A 20,485-nucleotide genomic window follows, 5' to 3' on the forward strand; every position below is an offset into this window, starting at 1 on the left:
AAGGAGTTCCGCCATGACCTTTCGTATTGCCCCCAGTATTCTCTCCGCCGACTTTGCCCGTTTGGGGGAGGAAATAGCCCAGGTGATGGCAGCCGGTGCAGACATCGTCCATTTCGATGTCATGGACAATCACTATGTGCCCAACCTGACCATCGGACCACTGGTGTGTTCGGCCATCCGGCCCTATACCCAGGCCCCCATCGATGTCCATCTGATGGTCAAGCCGGTGGACCGCATCATTCCGGACTTTGCCAAGGCGGGGGCCAATATCATCAGTTTTCATCCAGAGGCTTCGGAGCATGTGGACCGTACCCTGCAATTGATTCGCGATCAGGGGTGCAAGGCGGGGCTGGTCTTCAATCCGGCGACTCCGCTCAATTATCTGGATCACGTCATGGACAAGGTGGATCTGATCCTGATCATGTCGGTCAACCCGGGGTTCGGCGGACAATCCTTCATTTCTTCGGCGCTCGATAAACTGCGCGAGGCGCGTCAGCGCATTACCGCCAGCGGACGGGATATCTGGCTCGAAGTCGATGGCGGGGTCAAGGTGGATAACATTCGTGCCGTGGCCGAGGCGGGCGCAGACACTTTTGTGGCAGGTTCGGCCATTTTCAATACCAAGGATTACAAGGCCACCATCGATGCGATGCGTGGCGAGCTGGCCCGATGACGGATGAAGCGGCATTTCCGGAAGGGGGCGAGGCCGGGTTTACCCTGACGCCCCTGGTGCGGACGGTTCCTGCCGATCTCGATACCCCGCTGGCCGTCTATGCCAAGTTGGCGAACCGTCCCTTCTCCTTCCTGCTGGAGTCGGTACAGGGCGGTGAGCGTTTCGGTCGTTTCTCCTTCGTGGGGTTACCCGCCCGGACCCGTCTGCAGGTAACCGGTTACCGGGCCGAAGTGATCACGGAGGGGGTCGTGGTGGAAACCGTGGAATGCCCGGACCCGCTGGTTTTCGTCCAGGCCTTCATCGACCGGTACAAGGCTGTTCCCGTGCCGGATCTGCCGCGTTTTCACGGCGGGTTGGCCGGGTATTTCGGTTACGATATCGTGCGTTACATCGAACCTCGCCTGGCGGGGGGCTGGAAGCCTGATGATATTGGAGTCCCCGATATTCTGCTGTTGTTGACCACGGAACTGGCGGTCATCGACAACCTGTCAGGACTGCTGCATCTCATCGTGTATGTCGACCCCGGTCTTCCAGAGGCACGGGCCCAGGGAGAAGCGCGTTTGACGGAATTGCAGGAGGCCTTGCGGGCGGGGGTCCGTTTGCCGGAACCGGCGCTGGACAACCTGATGACGCCTTTGTCGGATGTATCTCCAGAACAGCATCGGCACATGGTGGAGCGGGCCAAGGCCTATATCGAGGCGGGGGATGTCATGCAGGTGGTGCTCAGCCGACGGATGCGACAATCCTTCGAGACTTCGGCGCTGTCTCTGTATCGCTCGTTGCGTCGACTGAATCCCTCGCCTTACCTGTTCTATTATGATTTTGGAGAATTTCAGGTGGTCGGCGCCTCGCCCGAGATCCTGGTCCGTCTGTGGGCTGGCGAAGTGACGGTCCGTCCCATCGCGGGCACGCGCCCGCGCGGCCAGGATCCCGTCGAGGATGAAGCCCTGGCCCGGGAACTCCTGCAGGACCCCAAGGAAATTGCCGAACACCTCATGCTCATGGACCTGGGGCGCAACGATGTGGGGCGGATCGCCCAGACGGGTTCGGTGGAGGTGACCGAAAACATGGCCATCGAACGCTACTCCCATGTCATGCATATCGTTTCCAATGTGGTGGGGCGTCTGCGCCCGGGCATGCGGGCGCTGGATGTGTTGCGCGCCACCTTTCCGGCAGGAACCCTGTCCGGCGCCCCCAAGGTTCGGGCCATGGAGATCATCGACGAACTGGAACCCACGCGCCGCGGGATTTATGGCGGTGCGGTGGGGTATCTGGGGTTCGATGGCAACATGGACATGGCCATCGCCATTCGCACGGCAGTCATTGCCCGGGGACAACTCTGGGTTCAATCCGGCGGCGGCATCGTGGCGGATTCGATCCCTGAGGCGGAGTGGCAGGAAACGGTCAATAAGGCTCGTGCCGTGGTGCGGGCGGCTGAACTGGTTCAGTCAGGAGAATTTGCTTCACATCGTTAGATTGGTAACCCCCTGGAGTCCCTGGATGAAACGCCCTTATCCCTACATTCCCTCTCCGCCCGATCCCCTGCGTCGCAAGCAACCCCTGCCCTGGTCCCACCCCAAGAAAGATCCTGGGGATCTTCAACTGGAACAACGTCTGAAAGCGATCCTCGAGCATCCCTCCTATCGGGAGCCGGACGAGGATACAGATTTCATACAGTCCGAATCTGCGCGCGGAGTCCGGCTTCAGCTGGATTACGCCAAGGCGGAACAGGGCATGCGCGAGCAGAATATCGAGCGGTCCATCGTGGTGTTCGGCAGCACCCGTTTGCGCGAACCCGCCATGGCGGAAGAGGAGTTGAAGCGGGTCATGGCGCAATGCCTGCAGGCGCCGGACGACCCTCAACTCCAGCGGGAACGACGTCTGGCCGAAAACCGCCTGTCGCTTGCACGCTACTACGAGGTGGGGCGGGAATTGGGGCGACTGGTGGGGAAGGTCGGCAAGGACGCGCGCGGGGGCGGCCTGGTCGTGATGACCGGAGGAGGTCCCGGTGCCATGGAAGCGGCCAATCGGGGCGCTTTTGAAGAGGGCGCGCCTACCGTCGGGCTGAACATCACTTTGCCGCGCGAGCAATTCCCCAACCCGTATATCACACCGGGGTTATGTTTTCAGTTCCATTATTTTTCCATGCGGAAACTTCATTTCATGAAACGTGCGGTGGCGATTGTGGCGCTGCCTGGTGGTTATGGAACGCTGGACGAACTGTTTGGAGCCCTGACCCTGATTCAGACCCGAAAGGTGCCGCCGATTCCGGTCGTTCTCGTGGGGGAAGCCTACTGGCGCCGTGTGTTCGATACGGAATACATGCTGGAGCAGGGGCATATCGATGAGGAAGATCTGGATCTGTACTGGTATGCAGAGACTGCGGTCGAGGCGTGGGAAGGCATTCAGCATTGGCACCGGGAAAATGGCAGCGCGCTGTTTTGAAAAAAGTGCAAACTGCAAACAAGAAACGATAAAAAATATCGTAAAGTTTTTTTGCTTTATGACGATATGAGGTAGCAGTTCTGGATTATCATGCGCCCTTGTGTTTCGGAAGCAATCTGTTTTTAATGGGAAATTACCCCGTGTATTTCCTGCTGGGGGGGGGTGGGGTTGAATAACAATAAAAATGTTCTTGTGGCGGGCGGTGCGGGTTATATCGGCAGTCATGTGGTGACGGTGCTCATTCAGGCAGGCTTTTCCGTGGTGGTGCTGGACAACTTTTCGAACAGCGATCCTTCGGTGCTGCATCGCCTGGAAAAGATCACCGGACAGACCGTTCCCTTCGTTCAGACGGATCTGCGTAGCCGCGACACGGTGGTCTCCACGTTACGCAATTACCAGATCACCTCGGTCATCCATCTGGCGGGGCTCAAGGCCGTGGGCGAATCGGTGGCGAAGCCCATCGAATACTACGGCTGCAACATCCAGGGTACCCTCAGCCTGCTGGAGGCGATGCAGGCCTGCGGGGTACATGAGTTGGTCTTCAGTTCCAGCGCCACCGTTTATGGGGACCCTCAAACCCTGCCCATCGACGAAACGCACCCGACCAGTGCCACCAATCCCTATGGACGCAGCAAGTTGCACATCGAGGAAATGCTGCACGATGTGGCCCGCGCATCGGGAAAATGGAAAATTGTCTGCCTGCGCTATTTCAATCCGGTCGGTGCTCATCCCTCGGCCTCGATCGGGGAGGATCCGGCAGGCATCCCCAACAACCTGATGCCCTTCGTGGCGCAGGTGGCTTCGGGGCGACGTCCGATCCTGCGGATTTTTGGCAACGACTACCCGACGCCCGATGGAACGGGGGTGCGGGACTATATCCATGTCATGGACCTGGCCGAAGGGCACCGTTCCGCCCTCGAGTTCGTGGCGACCCAGCCCGGCTGGCAAGCCATCAACCTGGGCAGCGGGCAGGGGCATAGCGTGCTGGAAATGGTTGCCGCCTTCGAAAAAGTCAGCGGCCGGCCGATTCCTTACCAGATCGTGGACCGTCGTCCCGGTGATATTGCCGCCTGCATCGCCGATCCCGCACGCGCCCTGCGCGTACTGAACTGGAAGACGACGCGGAGTCTGGAGGACATGTGCGCCAGCACCTGGGCTTGGCAACGATATCGGGAAGCCGGGGTGTGAGGTTGGCGTGGGTTTTGGGGCTATGGGCCTGTCTATGGACGGGTTTGATCCTCGGGGGGGACGCCGTCGCTGCCGGGGAGAGGGCATTCCCCAACGTGGCGTTTTATCTGGGGGGCGATGCGCCCCTGGATCTGCTCCAGGCCTTCGATGAGGTGATCGTCGACCCGGCCGTGTTTGCCTTGCCCTCGCTGGAACGGTACCCTCATACCCGCTGGGCGGCTCGCGTGGAAATCACGTCGCAAGACTACCAGGGTGCGCCTGAAGCCTGGGTGAAGAAGGCGCTCACGCCGTTGTGGGCGAAAGGATTTCGCGACTTCTATCTGACCGATGCGGCCGGAGGTTTTTCGAATGAAACGGGCGGGACCTCGTTTTTTTCTGCTTCGCCCACTGCCGAAGATCGCTGGCTTTCCCAGGCCCTGACCGAGGTCCATGGCGCATTCGGCGCGGCGCGGATCTTTCTGCGCAACCATCCGCCTGTGGCCGATGCCCAGGCCGGACTTCTGGCCGGATGGGTGGTGGAATCGATCTTCCAGCCCTACGACTCCCTTCAAGGCTGGTTTCTGACCGTGGATCCCCATCGCCTGGACGAGCAGTTGGGCCAGTTGCATCATTGGCAGGAGAAACACCCCGAGGTTCCGTTGATCGACCTCGAACTGGCCCAGAAGTATGACAGGGAAGGCCAGCAGGCTCTGGCCCGGAAGTCTGTCCAGGCCGGTTTGATTCCCTACGTGACCAGCCCTGACGAACACATCGTGGGCATTGGAAAACTGACCGTCATGCCCAGAAAGATTCTGGTGGTTCAGTCGCTGGACCCGGGGGTGGCCATCGAGGAAGGAACAGGGTCCAAGATTCTGTCTCTTCCCCTGGACTATCTGGGCTATGACGTCCGGTATGTGAACGTCAACGAGGGACTGCCGGAAGACATCACGCCGGATCGGTATGCCGGTATCGCCATTTTCCTGGATAAGGATGTGGAGGACCAGGACAAATGGCGTCTGTGGTTCCTGAACGAAGTGCGCCGTCACGTTCCGGTGGCCGTGTTTGATCGTTTCGGTTTTGACATCGATCTTGAAACCGCACAGGCCCTGGACCTCAAGGTGCTGCCCAGCGGGTATCTGCCCGGAGCCACGGTCAAGATTCTCCATACCGCGCCCATGATTGGTTTCGAACATGCGCCACAGGTCGAGATACAGGATGCCGTGGGGCTGGCCATCGGTCCTTCGGGGCAATCCCTGGCACAGATCCAGGTGGGCGACAAGGTCATGGACATGGCGGCCACCCTGCCCTGGGGGGGCTATGCCCTGGCGCCGTTTTCCCTGGAATATGTGGGGGAATTGAACCGGAACTACTGGGTCATCGACCCCCTCAAGTTCCTGCGCCAGGCCCTGTCGTTGCCTGCGATGCCGGTTCCCGATACCACTTCGGAGAACGGGCGGCGCCTGCTTTTCGTTCAGGTGGATGGGGACGGATTCCCATCCCGGGCAGAATTCCCCGGTTACGATTACGGGGCTGAGGCCCTGTATGACCAGATTTTCAAAAAATACCCCATTCCGATGACCGTGTCCGTGGTGGAAGGCGAAATAGGCCCCACCGGGAAATATCCTGCCCTGTCCCCCACGCTGGAATCCATTGCGCGCAGGATTTTTGCCCTGCCCAACATTGAAATCGGTTCCCATACCTATTCCCATCCCCTCGACTGGATCCTGGCCGACCCCAGTTACGGGCAGCAGAAGGAACAGTTGTCCATGCAGATTCCGGGCTACACCTTCGATCTCAAACGGGAGATCGAGGGCTCCATCGATTACATCAACAGCCGGTTGGCCCCGCCCGGGAAAAAAGTGCGGGTCCTGCAATGGTCGGGGGCGGCGAACCCCACCGCAGCCGCCCTGGAGGAGGCATGGAAGGCGGGCGTGTACAACATCAACGGGGGCGACACCCTGCCCGTCAAGCCCGATGGCTCCTGGACGGACATCAGTGGGGCCGGGATTGCGAAGGGGAAGGGCGACCAGAATTACCAGATCTACGCAGCGGAAATGAACGAGAACATCTACACGAACGATTGGACTCGACCCTTCTATGGCATGGTGCGGGTGCTGGAAACCTACGAAATTACCGAATTTCCGCTGAGAATCAAGCCGGTGGACATCTATTTCCACTTTTATTCCGGCACCAAGCTGGCCTCCCTGAAAGCGCTCCAGAATGTGTATGATGTGACGTTGAAACAGCCGGTATTCCCGGTGTATACCTCGGACTTCATCCAGAAAGTGCTGGATGCCCGTCATGCGTCGGTGGCCCTGCAGGAGGGGCAGTGGCAGATTCGAACCGGCAGGAGTCTCCGGGAATTCCGTTTGCCGGTGGGTGAGATCCCCGATCTGGACCGTTCCGCCGGGGTGATCGGGTACCTGCCCGTCCCCGGCGGAACCTATCTTCATCTGGGGGATGACCAGGCCCACGTGTCGCTGGTGTCTGCAAATTCCCCGCCCGACCGTCTGCCCTATGTGTCGGCCGCCACGGCGTACATCACCCATTTCGAGAGGCAAGGTCGAACGATTCGTTTCGATGCCCGGGGGTATTACCAGCCCTACGTATTGTTGGGACACGTGGACCCTGCCTGTCGGTTCAAGGTGGATGGCCGGGCGGTTCAGCCCACGGAGGGGGGGAAGGGACGGCTGAAGATCTCCTTCCCGTCTTCCGGGGGAGAGCTTGGTCCTGCGCATGGCATCGAGGTTCACTGTCATGATTGAGCGGGAACAAATCGTTCGTCCGTGGCTGACGCTGGTTCTCGGGGCAGGAATTCTGCTGGCCATGGCCGCAGCCTATCAGGGCAATGAAGATTTTCTGAAAACGGTGGATCCCTATAAACCCACCGGCATTTCCATCGCTTATCTCGAGAGCCGGCTGGCAGGGCATCCGAATCAACCCGCCATGCTGGAAACCCTGGCCTGGCAGTACATGACCCTCGGGCACTGGGATTCGGCGCTCATGACCGCGCAGCGTTTGCAGGATCTGGGGGGGAAACAGGACCAGGCACGGGCCCTGTTCATTCGCGTCCGGGTCGCAGAGCAACGGGCCTTTGAATACCCCCTGCAGAGCGCTCAACGGGCGCATTACCTGGAGGAGACGCGCCAACTGCTGCACCGCACGCTCGACTATCACTGGGATGTGCCGACTCTCGAGTACCTTGTCCGGATGGCTCGGGATGCCTCCAGTTTCGATGTGATGTCCCACGACTATCAGGCCCTCGCGGATCAGGATACCGAACGCGCACGCCTGTGGTACGCACGCTATGGCAAGGCCGCTCAGGACAGCCAGCATTACGCCATTGCCGCAGAAGCCTTCTTCCAGGTCGAACGGCTGTCCCGGGCCGTTTCGGACAAACGGCGCGCCTGGGCGGCAGGGGTCGCCGCCCTGGAGGCGGGAAACCAGGTCGAAGCAGCCTGTGTTGCCGCCGATGCACATATGGCGGGTCTGGAACGGGATCCGGAAGCCGTGGCGACCATGCTCAGACTGGCAAGAAGTGCACAACGGCATGATCTTGAATTGAAATACGCCAAACTTCTGCTGCAACTCAGTCGGCGCGAGGACAGCATCGCGCCGACGGTGCGCCGGGTTCATTGGGAGGGCCCGGGGGCAGATTCGGTCCGGCCGCCTTCCCGCAGGCAGGCGCCCAGGTTTTCCGACGGGATGTCCGGCGCTTCGCTTTGGGCGAGGGCGCCTGCCCATTTTCGTCGTACGGCCGATCAGGAACCGGAAATCAACGGGTTGGGGGTGGGGGCCAACGCTGGAACCGACACCGAGGACGCCACCTTCGTCAGGAATGTCACGCCGGAAATCGAGCAGTCTCCCCGACCGGGAACCCTGGAGCAGAGGAAGGGGGGATGGGCCGCAACGGCCGGGGCCAGCCACAAAACCCTCGAAGATTTCGAGTTGATGTACAGCGCGTTCGTGGGGAATGGTCAGCTGAAGGATGCAGAGGCGGTTTGTCGCAAGGCGCTGGAGCGTCATCTCGATCCCGCGGTCTGGACCAAACGTCTGGCCCAGGTGGCGTTGTGGAGTGGTCAGCCCAAGGTGGCTCTGGAGAATTGGTTGATTTATGCCCAGGCCACCCACGATGAGGAGGCCTGGCAGAATGTTCTGAGGATCGCTCGCCAGATCAATGACGATCGGAGTTACCTGACGGCCTTGCTGCATGAATCCGGGCGCAATCCCGATGACCTCGAGTTGATCGGGAAGATCATTGCTGCCCATGAGCGCCTGGCCGAGCCGGAGGCCAGCCTGGATTTTCTGAAGGCTCGAGCAGTCGGGTCGATGCGGGTTCCCCTGCTGGAACGGTATGCCCAACTGGCCGAAGATCTGGGGGATGAAGACAAGGCGCTGTGGGCGTTACACCGCTTGCAGGCGGACTACGGACCCTCCCCGCGTTATGCCATCGATATTGCAGATATCGATCTGCAAAAAAAGGACCCCCAGGCGGCCTTCGACGAGTTGGCCCAGGTCAAATCGAGGGTGGGGGTGGACAAGGTGAATGCCCCCTTCTGGCGTGCCTATGCCGAAGTGGCGGATTTGTCGCACCATGATCAGGCTGCCATTGAAGGGCACAGGAAATTGCTGGAGACCGGTGGCTACGATGGTGATGACCTCAGAGACATGGAGAACTACTACACGGGGTATCCTCTGGATGCTGGCAGGCTTTTTGAACTGGAATTCCGCTTGACGGGCAAACTGCAACCCCTGTTGAATGCCATGAGCAGTTATTCCACCGCACGGGCCTGGGGACGGGTGTATGGCTTATTGCAGGGACTCACGGCCAAACAGCGGGCCGAGTTTGAAACCAATGTCGATTTTCTGATGGCAAGGGGGGATTATTTCCTGCGCAGCGGGCATTGGAAACTGGCCCTGGCCGACATGCACCGGGCAATGGCATTGCCTCAGGTCGGTGATGCCCAGCGCGTGGGTTATCTATGGGCTTTGGTGGACTTTGGTTCGGACGAGGAATTGAGCACCGTGCTCTACGCCTGGCGCCACCGGATCGAAGCCGACTCGATTTACTGGGGGGTCGCAGGCGCGGCCTACGTCCGCATGAACCAGCCTGAAAAGGCCTTGGGGTACCTGGCCCGGGAGGTCAGGGAAATGAAGGAAGACCCCCAGTGGTTGCTGGTCCTTTCCTATGCCCAGGAGGATTCCGGGGATTCGGCATCGGCGTGGCGTTCCCGCCGGGCGGCCTGGAATCGTCTCAATGCCCTGATCTCTGCGCCGCTTCAGCCCTCTTCCTCGATCCGGAACCTGGTCTCCAGAGGCAACGCGCTCCAGCCCGCAACGCCGGTGCTGGACATGGGCGGCGTGGAATCGCCCCTGGCGCTCAGAGTGTCCTTGAGTCAGCTTTTCGTGAACGGGGATGCTTCCCTGGACTACCTCACCCAACTCCTGCAACGACGGCGTTGGCGGAAGCGGACGGGAGACTCTCCCGGGGCAGGCGAATCCCTGTTGGGCAGTCTCCGGGCTTTTCAGGACGTTCCCCTGACGACCGGGGACGATTGCCTGGAAGAACTGGATGCGGAAGGGCTATCCCCCGAGGCCAAGAAGAAAGTGGTCCTGAGCGAGCGTTGCCGGATTTCCAACGCGGCCAAGGATGTGGCGACCTCCTGGGCATTGGGTGGGGAACATAACGATCTGGCGCGGGCCTGGCTGGCACAGGAGTATGGCAATCGTCTGCTGCATTCCACCGATGCCCGGATCACGCTGGCTCTGGCAGAGAATGATCAGGAGACCCTGGCTCGTCTGATCGACGATCAGGAGCGCAAGATCCAGGTGGATCAGAAAATTGAAAGCCTCGAGCGGCTGGGGCGGAAGGCAGACGCCCAGACCGTTGCCTTTGAAGGGGGGGAAAATGCTCCGCATAATACTGATCGCCATGAAATCGAACGGGAGGCGCTGCTGACGCCCAGCGACAACATCAGCCAGAACCAGGATCCTTCTCCCGGGCCTTACTGGAGCCCGCAAGGCTATATCACGCCCTCCGTGGTGACCGGCATGAACGTCAGCACCTGGAATCCCCTGTCCTATGTGGAAAAGTCCGCAGGCGTGGGGTTTGCGCTGAACAATGAGTATACGCTGGACGTGGAAGCCATCCAGCGCACCCAGACCGACCTGAACACCCGTCAGATCGCTTATATCCCCGGCCAGGACAACAGCATGGCTGCTACCTTCAGCGATCATACCGATGCCCGGGATTATGGTGTGACGGTGGGCCATCGCTCGGCCTGGTATGCCTTTGACACTTACAGTGGCAGCGCCCAATACAACTGGTCGCCCACGCTCGTGACTCGGGTGATGGCGGGCTGGAACCAGTTCACAGACCTTTCTCCGGTCATCCAGGTCATGGGGATGAAGAATATGGTCGATATGTCCCTGGAATGGTTGTTTGCCTCACGGTGGTTTCTCAAGACTTCCGTGGAAGGGGACCGGTTCAATGCACAGAATGGAGAATATCTTGGCAACGGGTTCCTGTATTCCATGGAAATGGGGTATCAGTTGATGACCCGTTTGCCCAACTGGAACCTGCGTTTCGTGACCTATGAAGGTCGCTTCAATTCTGCGGGGAACGTGGTACTTCCCCAACTGGCGACGCTGGTCCCCAGGGGACAGGCGGTCAATACGGCCTTTTTCATGCCGGGCAACATCTCTCAATACGGGCTGATGACGGGGTATGGAACCGACTATGAAAATAATTATTTGCGTTCCGGTTGGCAACCCTACGTCGATGCGGGGGTCGTGAATGATACGGTTCTGGGGTTACTGCCCCAGATCAGCACGGGATTGGCAGGACCGATCCTCGGTGGGGACTATGCCAGAATCTATTATTTCCATGAAACGGCGCCAGGCAGTACGGAATCCATGACCCAGGTCGGGGTCAGTTACCGGTATTTTTATTGAGTGGGTGGGGAAGACTGCAAAAGAAGTTTTTAACTTGAAAGATACGTCAGGAGACAGGACATCATGAAACCGAATAGAACCATTGCTTGGGTGGTGGCGGCAACCGTCGGGTTGGCTGCCTGTTCAACGCTCGATGTGGGGCAACCGCCTTCTCTGGCACCGAATGCCACCTGGGCGCTGCTGCCTCTGGCCAATTATACGGAAACCCCGGATGCCGGGGACCGGGTGGCCAGCATCACGGAAAGCATCCTGCATCAGAAGGGAGGAATGGACCTCAAGCGTTACCCTGTCAAGGATGAAAAGGATACGTTCCTTCTGGGGAACAACGCCAAACTGCAACAGGCCGCCATGGACTGGGCCAGCCAGAACAGGATTCAATACGCTCTGACCGGATCGGTCCAGGAATGGCGTTACAAGACTGGGGTGGATGGGGAGCCGGCGGTCAGCGTGACGTTCAATCTGGTGGACATGACCACCGGAAAAACGGTCTGGAGTGCGACAGGTAGCCGGACCGGCTGGAGCCGTTCGAGTGTGGGATCCGTGGGACAGGCGTTGATCGACCAGTTGCTGGTCCCCATCGAACACGCGCGCTGAGTTCGGACGATCGTGGAAAACGCTATCCAGACAGCCAAAAAAGCCCGTTTCAGCGATGCCCTGGAAGGGGTGACGCTGTACAGTCGTTTCTTTGCAAAAACGGCCATTCGTCCGGTGGCGGTGATCGAGGTCGTGGGGTACATGGGCGCGGCCATCGGGGCATTTTATTTGATCGATCCGCAGGATCCGCTGTTGCTCATGCTGGACTTTCCCTGGGTCTGGCTGGTGGCCACGGCCCTGGCGTTGCGTTATGGTGCCCTGATGGGGGTACTGGCCGGGTTGATGATCGTCCTGGCCTGGGAACTCCTGTATCGGGGTTATCAGGGCAACGGGACGCCGGGTTTTCCGGTGATGCTCATGTCCGGCGGATTGGTTCAGGTGATTCTGGCCGGTCATGTCCGGGATGTCTGGGCCAATCTGGCCGTCCGGGCCAACGGGATCAATGGGTACCTCAACGATCATCTGGCGTCCCTGACCACGGCCCACTATCTCCTGCGGGTTTCACACGATCGGCTGGAACGCGATTTGTTCACGAGACCGGCAACCTTGCGCAGTGCTCTGGAGCATATGCGCGAAATCACGGCCCTGTCCACCGACCCCGAAGTGCTTCATTCTCCCTTCAGAGGGGCACAGGCGGCACTGGACCTCATCGCGATGATTTGCCAATTGGGTTCCGCCACCCTTTATGCGGTGGCTTCCAATGGTCAGGTGGTGGATGTGTCCTATGCCGAGGTGGGCACGCCGATCCCCCTGAACCGGGATGATCCCGTTCTGAAGGATTGTTTGGCGCGTGAGTCCCTGTCCCACCTCAAGGCGGTGGATGCGGAGAAGTTGGGGTCCTACTACGTGGCAGCGCCGATCATCCCGGTCTCGGGCGAATTGATCGGGGTCCTGCTGGTTCATCAGATCCATTTCATGGCGCTCAACCACGACAACATGCAATTGATGCGGGTATTGCTGGACTACTACGGCGATGGCCTGGAAAAATATCAACTGGTCGGTCAGGTCCATCGTCTCCTGCCTCAGTGTCCCTATGGATTTGCTGCCGAGTTGGCGCGAATCTCCCATCTCAAGCAACTCTATGACATCGATTCCTCGCTGGTGGCGCTGAGTTTTCCGCGCTCCGGTTCCGGGGATCTGCAGTTTCAACAGGTGATTCGTCAGTTGCGTTCGCTGGACATGCTCTGGACCGGTCAGAACGATGAACGGCAATTTGCCTTGTTCCTGATGCCGTTGACCGAAAAGGACGGGGTTGCAGGGTACATGAACCGGATCGAGGCAGGTTTGCAACAAACCTTCCAGGCAACCCTGGCTGAGGCGGAAATCCGTTTTTATTCGATGCCCGTCAAGGAACGGGATGCCGACTGGGATCTGAAAATGATCTACGATCAGGTGCGTGCCGCGTGATCCCGGTGACGATCATCCTGGGGCTTCTGGCTATTCTGGCCCAGGGGATGGCTGTCCATACCCTGGTGGTCTCCCTGCCCGGTGGCGTGGGACCCCTGCTGACTTTCTTTTTCTGGCAAGGGTGGGCGGCCCTGCTGACGACATTTTTTTACGCGGCGCTCTGGCCTGCATTTTTTGCCCTCCCGAAGCGCACTTCCCTGCTGCATGTCTTTCTGACCTGCCTGTTTCTGCCGGTAGCCGGCGCCCTGCTCTTTTTGACCGAAATGGCCGTTCACCGGTTTTTGAAACCGCTCCCGGATCACAGTTACCTGGGTGTCGTCGACGCGCCTGAATTCGAGCATCACCTGTTGAACCGCATTACCTATGGCGTGGGTTCCCGCCTGCTGGCCAAATTGACCACCGCCGATGCCCCCCTGTCCAGTAAACTGTCTGCGGTGGTGACGTTGCGTTCCATGCCCCTGCGCTACTCCGGCCAGATGCTTTCCGACCTCCTGGCCGACTCGAACGACGAGGTGCGACTGTTGGCCTATGGAACCATGGATGAGGCCGAAAAGGCGGTGATGAAACAGATCTACGAGATCCATCATCAACTGGCGGCCCTGCCGGCAGGACAGCATCCCGTTCAATTGTGGATACGCATGGCCGAATTGTATTGGGAGCTGATCTACCAGAATCTGGTGACGGGGGAGGTGCGCCGGCATACGCTGACCCAGATCGCGCATTTTGCGCATCAGGTGCTGGACGTGTCTTCCGGGGAAGCGGGCATGTGGTTTCTGCTGGGGCGTTGCGCGCTGTTGCATCAGGATTACGGGACGGCAGAAAACCATTTTCTGCGCGCGCAGCAATTGAACTATCCTCAGGATCGTCTGTTGCCCTGGCTTGCCGAAGTGGCCTTCCTGAAGGGGGAACTGCACCGGGTTCCCCTGTTGCTCAAGGGGTTGCGTAATAGTGCGCGGATGCCCCAACTCCAGCCTTTGCTGAGGTATTGGTTACCATGAAGAACAAGAGGCGTTTGAGAAAAGCAGAGACAGCGGAGGTCTGCCTCTTGCTGGAGGGAACTTATCCCTATGTATCCGGCGGCGTTTCGGCCTGGGTCAGCCATCTTCTGAATGCCTACCCCGATGTGTCCTTCGCGCTGGTGTTCATGGGGAGCAGTCCCCAGGATTATGGGGATCCCGTGTATCGCTTGCCGGACCACGTGGTCTATTACGAGGAGTTTTTCATCCACGATGTCGTGCCCAAACAGGCGGTACGGAAAATACGCCAGGGGAATCCCCGGGATTTCGACAAAATGGAACACTTTCATCAGGCTCTGCGGGATCCCCTGCACCCGGACCTGAGCGGGCATCTCCTGCGTCAGATCCTTCCCCTGATGGAACGGGGGAAATCCCTGGATGACACGCAGTTCCTGTATGGCAAGATGTCCTGGGACATGATCACCGAGTACTATGAGCGGTACTCCACGGATCCCTCCTTTACCGATTACTTCTGGACCGTGCGCATGATGCACAAGCCGATTTGGGAGATCGTCAACGTCAGCCGCCAGATCATTCCCGCCCAGGTCTACCACACAGTCTCCACGGGCTATGCGGGATTTCTGGGGGCCCTGCTTCATTACCGGACAGGGCGACCCCTGCTGCTCTCCGAGCACGGAATCTATACGAAGGAACGCAAGATCGATCTGCTGCAAAGTACCTGGTTGCGGGACAACCGGCGCTTTCTGGAGGAGGATTCCGCACAGGTCGGGTATCTTCAGGACCTGTGGGTACGTTTTTTCGAGTCCATCGGTCAGATGTGCTATTCCGCATCGACCTCGATCATCTCCCTGTTTGAACAGAACCGGCGGCGTCAGATCGACGACGGAGCGCCAGCGGAACGGACGCGGGTCATCCCCAATGGCATAGACTTGCAACGTTTTTCAGCACTGCGGGCGCAGCGTCCGGAATCTGTCCCCCTGGTGGTTGCGCTGATCGGGCGGGTGGTCCCCATCAAGGACATTCGGACCTTCATCCGGGCCATTTTCATTGCGACGCGCCGAGTGCCCGAGTTGCAGGGCTGGATCATTGGAGGCGAGGGGGAAGATCCGGAATACGCCCAGGAATGCCGCAGTTTTGCGTCCAGTCTGGGGATTCTGGAGGTTCAATGTCATTTCCTGGGACATCAGCAGGTGGATCGCTACTATCCCCGAATTGGTCTGCTGGCCTTGAGTTCCATCAGCGAGGGTCAGCCCCTGGTGATCCTGGAAGCCTATGCGGCGGGCGTTCCCGTCGTGGTGACGGATGTGGGGGCCTGTCGCGAGTTGGTGGAGGGCGCGGCGGGGGAAGATGGCGCGTTGGGAAAGGCGGGGGCCGTGGTTCCCATTGCCGACCCCGAGGCCATGGCCCAGGCCATGATCGATTTGCTGACCCTGCCGGGGGCCTGGCAGAAGGCTCAGGCCGCTGCAGTGGCACGGGTCACCCGCTATTACGATGCGCGGATCATGGAAGCCCACTATCGTCAACTCTATGCCACCTTGTGGCAGAAGCCCACCGAAGTGTTTGCGGAAGGATGATCGACCATGGCTGGCATTGGCTTTGAAATACGCAAAATCCTCCACAAGGACAATCTGACCAGTACGCTGGCTGCCTACAGTTATGCGGGGTTGATCGGTTCCGGACCGCTGATCCTGTCCGTGGTCTCGATCCAGTTGATCAGCCTGTTCAGCTTGTCGGTGGCGCATACCCATTTCCCCATCGTTCAGTTCCAGGTTTCCCTGACCTATCTGATTGCCGCCAGCCAGATTTTGACGGGCGCGGTGCAATTGATGTTTACCCGCTACATTTCCGACCGCCTGTTCGGGAACGAAAACGGGATGGTTCTGCCCAGTTATCATGCGGTGCTGGTGGTGGTGACCCTGGTGGCCGGAATCCTGGGGTTGACCCTGTGTTTCACGGCATTCGCTGGCATGGACACCGGCTATCGTCTGCTGATGCTGATGGCTTTCGTGTTGTTGTGCAACATCTGGTGTGGCATCATTTTTCTGTCCGGGATCAAACAGTACCGGGCGATTCTGTTGCTGTTCGTGGTGGGGTATGGGTCGGCGGTGATTTTTGCCTGGTTTCTGTTTCCCCTCTTCGGATTGAATGGACTGATCGGCAGTTTCGTCCTGGGCCATGTCCTTCTGATTTTTGGGATGCACGCCCTGATCTACCGCAATTTTCGCTCGGACAAGTATATTTCCTGGCAGGTCTTCGACCGCAGGTTCAATTATCCCCGTCTGGGCGTGGTGGGTCTTTGCTACTATCTGGGCGAGTGGTTGCACAAGATTCAGTTCTGGTACTATCCCTTCACGGGGCAACCGGTCATCGGGCCGTTGCACGCCTCGTTCATCTATGACTATCCGATCTTTTTGTCCTATCTGGCGGTTCTGCCCGGGATGGCCTTTTTTCTGTTGCGCATCGAAACGGATTTTGTGGAATATTACAATGCCTTTTACGATGCCGTACGTTCGGGGGGGACCTATGAACATCTTCAGAACATGCGCAACATGATGGTGCGCGGGGTCCGGACGGGACTCTACGAGGTACTCAAGATTCAGGGCATCGTGGTGTTGCTGGTGTTCGCTTTCGGGCAGGATCTGCTTCATCTTGTGGGCATCTCGGTCTATTACCTGCCCCTTCTGCGGATCGATACCATTTCCGCCAGCCTGCAGGTGCTTTTTCTGGTGGCGATCAACGTGTTCCTGTACATCGATCGTCAGCGGGTGGTCATGATCCTGTCCGTCCTGTTTGTGGTATTGACGGGGCTGTTTACCTGGGTTACCTTGAAGGTGGGGCCGGAAACCTACGGTTATGGGTTTGCGATGTCCAGTTTTGTGGTGGTCCTGATGGCAATCTTCTACCTGGAACAGTATTTTTCTGAACTGGAATACGAAACCTATATGCTTCATCAGGATGACCTGGTCTATAGCCATCATTGAAAGGAGTGTCTGTGGGGCGGCGGGGCAGGGCGAGAGTCTGGTTTCTTCTGGTATTGTGGAGTGTGAGCCCGCAACTTTTGGCGAGACCGCTGACGGTGGCTTTCTATTACGGCAAGCATCCCACCGTGCGGGAACTGGCGGATTTCGATCTGGTGGTGGTGGATCCCGACAGTGATTTTACCCCGGTACATTATCCCCGCAGTCGGGCCCGTTGGGTTGCCTATGTCAGCGTGGGCGAAGTGACCCCCAATCGGGGGTATTACGACCTCTTTCCAAAATCCTGGATTCTGGGCGACGACCCCGACTGGAATTCGGAAATCATTGACCAGACCTCGCCGGCATGGCCCGCCTACTTTGCCGAGCAGGTGGTCCGCCCTTTGTGGAACCGGGGTTACCGGGGGTTTTTTCTGGACACGCTGGATTCCTGGCGCAAGGTGGTGACCGATCCTCGGGAACAGGAACGACAACAGCTCGGGTTGGTCCGTTTGATCGAGACCTTGCACCGGAAATTTCCCCAGGCACAGATCATCTTGAACCGGGGCTTTGAATTGTTGCCCAGGGTTCATTCTCTGGTCAATGCGGTGGTGGTGGAGTCCGTCTTTCAGGGATGGAACCAGAAAGACAAAATCTATTATGCGGTTTCTGCCCAGGATACCCGGTGGCTGTTGAGTCAGATCGACACCATCCGGCGCCAGTATCGCTTGCCCGTCATTGTCCTCGACTACTGTGATCCTCAGGAAACCGACTGTGCTGCCCGGGATATTTCTGTCCTGCGCCGGGCGGGGGTGATTCCCTATGTGTCCGACGGGTTGCTCCAGATCGTCAATCCGGCGACCCTGCGTTGACCGGTCAGCCCCGGCCGGGCGGATGGATCAGGGAACTGTGTCGAAGTTTGTACTGACGAAAAATCAGGGACAGTAACCCCGTTCCCAGAGTGATCGCCAGGGGGAAGCGCCAGTCGGGGTGGTCGATGACGAAGGGCAGCAGCCCCACGGCCGTGGCGGGGGGGGCATGCAAATCAAAAAAACGGATCAGGGTAATGGATGCCCCCATGGACAGGATCACGGCCAGGGGCCCATGACCGAGCAGCAGAAAAATTCCCAGCCCCGCAGAAGCGGTCAACAGGCAGGCCAGGACCAGCAGGACGGGCTTTCTTGCCCAGGGGCAGACGTCGGCATGGGCAAACATTTCATAGGCGATGACCACCAGGGGGGGGTAGAGGATGAAGCGCCAGCCCGAAAAGAGCACCAGACCCATGGCGATGGCCAGAAAAACGATGAAGTAGGGTAGCCAACGGTACTGGGCAGCGGGACATTCCACTTCATCATCGATCCGGTCAGCCCGCGAAGGGGGCGGGAGCGGGTGGTGGGTGCTTTTTTGCAGCCGTTGGCGCAGGACCGATCCTACTGCCAGTACGGACGTACTGAAGAGGACGGCCCCTGCATACCACCAACTGCCATCATCCAGGGCAATGGGCAATACGCCGGCAGAAATCGCGGGTGCGATGGGAGAGCGAAGGACCTTGATGAAGAACAGGGCGGCCGAAATGCCCAGCCCCAGCGACAGGGGGCCGTAGCCCCACTGGTGTTGCAGCCATAAACCGACCACCGCCGCCAGAAAGGGGGTCAGCACCAGCAGGGTGGGGGCGCTGGCCCATTTTCCCTGGGGCCGCTTGAAGATGTCGTAGGACAGGGCCGCCAACTCCGGAAAAAGCACATGAGAAATCCCGCTGATCAGGGCGACTTCCGCAATGCCGCCGATATAGCACAGGGCCAGGAGTTCTCCCATGTCAGTTCGTCCCTTCAGTCTTCAATCGTGCCCTCACTATTTCCGGAGGGAGGGGGGGTGGAGGTGGGTTTGTCACGGACCGAGGCAAACTGGGCATCATAGGTTTTACCCACGATGTTGGCCAGTACCCCGGTGGTCCAACCGAAGGTCAGCAGTCCGGACATGGTGATGAACATGGCCAGTTGGCGCCACCCCAGGGGTAACAGCACATCCCCATTTCCCAGTGACGTATAGGTTTCGCCAGCCAGGTAGAAGGCGGTACGCAGATCTGGAACAGCCTGCATGAAGTGCAGGATCAGGGCCAGGGAAAGAATCTCCGTCAGGTGGGTCAGCAGGATCAGGATGACCAGATAGAAGAAGTAGACCTGTCGGCGCATCTCATGGTTTTCCCGGGCAAAACGCCACCAGTGGACTTCGAAGCGGTGCATGACCTGATACATGCCGAAACTGTGAATGAGCATGCAGAGCAGGATCATGGACAGCCCCAGCCCAATCTCCAGGAGAGGGTGGACATCGGCGATGATCGGGGCAGGATTCAGGGCGACCATGGAGGAGAATCCGGAAGGGCTCAGTCTGGATTATAACGGGATATGGCTGCGACCTCCATTGGTCTGGAGAAATGCATAAAAGTTTCATGAAACTGCAATATACACGACACGACCCTGTCACAAAGGTCTGGGAAAATACCCCCTGAAAATAACCAACGGGCAAAGCCCTGATCCATTCACATTACCGACAGGAATACGCGCCATGCACAAGCACAAGAAATTTCGTCTGAAGCCGCTCATCTCAGGACTGTTTCACGCCTCCATGCTGACGGCCTTGCCGGGAACCCTGTGGGCTTATGATCTGGGCTCGGTGTCGAGCGGCGCGGGCAACAGCAACGAAGCCATCCCGCCCGCCGAATCGGCCTCGGCCAACGCCCCCACTCAGGGTTCCCTGACCGCCACCGAACCTCAGTCCGTCATCAACCGCAACTACATCGAGAATACCCAGACCGGCGCATCCACTTATGTGGACAACGCCGCCATCGCGCCCGGGGTCTGGTCAGTCAGCCCCAATGGACCAGGCGGGAGCGATCAGGCTGGCCTCGTCATGCGTTCTTTTCAGGATGGGCAATACAACGTCACCTTTGATGGGATTCCCTTTGCGGACGGCGCGGATTTCACGCACCATGTGAATACCTACTTCCTGGGGCAGGACACGGGCGAAGTCACCGTGGACCGGGGGCCGGGGCGGGCCAGTACGGTGGGGGATGCCACCTACGGGGGGACCATCGCCCTGCGTTCCAACGACCCGATGGGGGACCCGACCGCGACGGTGCGCAGCCAGATCGGCAGTTTCAATTCCCGTCTGGTGGGATTCCAGTATGACACGGGGGTGATGCAGAACTACGGGGATGCCAGCGGGTTCATCGATTACAACCACTACCAGACCGACGGGGCGCTGACCAACGGCAATGAACGGCGGGGCAACGTCTTTGCCAAGTTCATCAAACC

General features: G+C 59.0%; 15 protein-coding genes. 13 read left to right on the forward strand and 2 right to left on the reverse strand.

Going from position 1 to position 20,485, the window contains the following annotated elements; all coding sequences use genetic code 11:
- Nucleotides 1-13 precede the first annotated feature (13 nt).
- The 12 genes from rpe (at nt 14) to M6F29_RS02375 (ending at nt 18,043) form a co-directional block, all read left to right on the forward strand.
- A complete protein-coding gene (gene rpe, locus M6F29_RS02320; protein ID WP_297457173.1) occupies nt 14-673 on the forward strand; it encodes a ribulose-phosphate 3-epimerase in 660 nt (219 codons plus the stop codon).
- The gene (gene trpE / locus M6F29_RS02325) at nt 670-2,148 is read left to right on the forward strand and encodes an anthranilate synthase component I (protein WP_298157134.1); all 1,479 of its coding nucleotides are present in this window, start codon (nt 670-672) and stop codon (nt 2,146-2,148) included. Before rpe ends, trpE begins: the two co-directional genes overlap by 4 nt.
- Before the next feature lie 25 nt (nt 2,149-2,173).
- Nucleotides 2,174-3,118: an LOG family protein gene (locus M6F29_RS02330; protein ID WP_298157136.1), complete on the forward strand. Its 945-nt coding sequence runs from the start codon at nt 2,174-2,176 to the stop codon at nt 3,116-3,118.
- 168 nt (nt 3,119-3,286) lie between these two features.
- Complete coding sequence (galE, locus tag M6F29_RS02335) at nt 3,287-4,306, forward strand: UDP-glucose 4-epimerase GalE (protein ID WP_298157137.1); 1,020 nt, start codon at nt 3,287-3,289, stop codon at nt 4,304-4,306.
- 2 nt (nt 4,307-4,308) lie between these two features.
- Nucleotides 4,309-7,050, forward strand: coding sequence for a bifunctional glycoside hydrolase/polysaccharide deacetylase family protein (locus M6F29_RS02340; RefSeq protein ID WP_298157139.1), 2,742 nt, complete (start codon nt 4,309-4,311; stop codon nt 7,048-7,050).
- Nucleotides 7,043-11,239, forward strand: a complete 4,197-nt coding sequence (locus M6F29_RS02345; protein ID WP_298157141.1) for a tetratricopeptide repeat protein — start codon at nt 7,043-7,045, stop codon at nt 11,237-11,239. The genes M6F29_RS02340 and M6F29_RS02345 overlap by 8 nt, the downstream gene beginning before the upstream one ends.
- Before the next feature lie 63 nt (nt 11,240-11,302).
- Nucleotides 11,303-11,833 carry a hypothetical protein gene (locus M6F29_RS02350; protein ID WP_298157144.1) on the forward strand — a complete coding sequence of 177 codons (531 nt, stop codon included), beginning with the start codon at nt 11,303-11,305 and terminating at the stop codon, nt 11,831-11,833.
- Nucleotides 11,834-11,845: 12 nt separating this feature from the next.
- Nucleotides 11,846-13,240 carry a PelD GGDEF domain-containing protein gene (locus tag M6F29_RS02355; protein WP_298157147.1) on the forward strand — a complete coding sequence of 465 codons (1,395 nt, stop codon included), beginning with the start codon at nt 11,846-11,848 and terminating at the stop codon, nt 13,238-13,240.
- Complete coding sequence (locus tag M6F29_RS02360) at nt 13,237-14,238, forward strand: hypothetical protein (RefSeq protein WP_298157150.1); 1,002 nt, start codon at nt 13,237-13,239, stop codon at nt 14,236-14,238. Before M6F29_RS02355 ends, M6F29_RS02360 begins: the two co-directional genes overlap by 4 nt.
- Nucleotides 14,235-15,791: a GT4 family glycosyltransferase PelF gene (gene pelF, locus M6F29_RS02365; RefSeq protein WP_298157153.1), complete on the forward strand. Its 1,557-nt coding sequence runs from the start codon at nt 14,235-14,237 to the stop codon at nt 15,789-15,791. Before M6F29_RS02360 ends, pelF begins: the two co-directional genes overlap by 4 nt.
- A gap of 6 nt (nt 15,792-15,797) precedes the next feature.
- Nucleotides 15,798-17,198, forward strand: coding sequence for an exopolysaccharide Pel transporter PelG (gene pelG / locus M6F29_RS02370; RefSeq protein ID WP_297486466.1), 1,401 nt, complete (start codon nt 15,798-15,800; stop codon nt 17,196-17,198).
- A 62-nt stretch (nt 17,199-17,260) separates the two neighbouring features.
- Nucleotides 17,261-18,043 (forward strand): endo alpha-1,4 polygalactosaminidase, encoded by a 783-nt coding sequence (locus M6F29_RS02375; protein WP_298157156.1) that lies wholly within the window; start codon nt 17,261-17,263, stop codon nt 18,041-18,043.
- 4 nt (nt 18,044-18,047) lie between these two features.
- On the opposite strand, the gene M6F29_RS02380 is transcribed toward M6F29_RS02375, so the two are convergent.
- Nucleotides 18,048-18,986 (reverse strand): HPP family protein, encoded by a 939-nt coding sequence (locus tag M6F29_RS02380; RefSeq protein ID WP_297496299.1) that lies wholly within the window; start codon nt 18,984-18,986, stop codon nt 18,048-18,050.
- A gap of 14 nt (nt 18,987-19,000) precedes the next feature.
- Entirely contained in the window at nt 19,001-19,534 is a 534-nt protein-coding gene (locus M6F29_RS02385) for an ion channel (protein ID WP_297480231.1), read from the reverse strand.
- A 202-nt stretch (nt 19,535-19,736) separates the two neighbouring features.
- On the opposite strand from M6F29_RS02385, the gene M6F29_RS02390 reads away from it, so the two are divergent.
- Nucleotides 19,737-20,485 (forward strand): TonB-dependent receptor plug domain-containing protein (locus tag M6F29_RS02390; protein WP_298157162.1); only part of this gene is annotated, 749 nt, incomplete at its 3' end.

Source organism: Ferrovum sp., from assembly GCF_027317285.1.
GTDB lineage: Bacteria > Pseudomonadota > Gammaproteobacteria > Burkholderiales > Ferrovaceae > Ferrovum.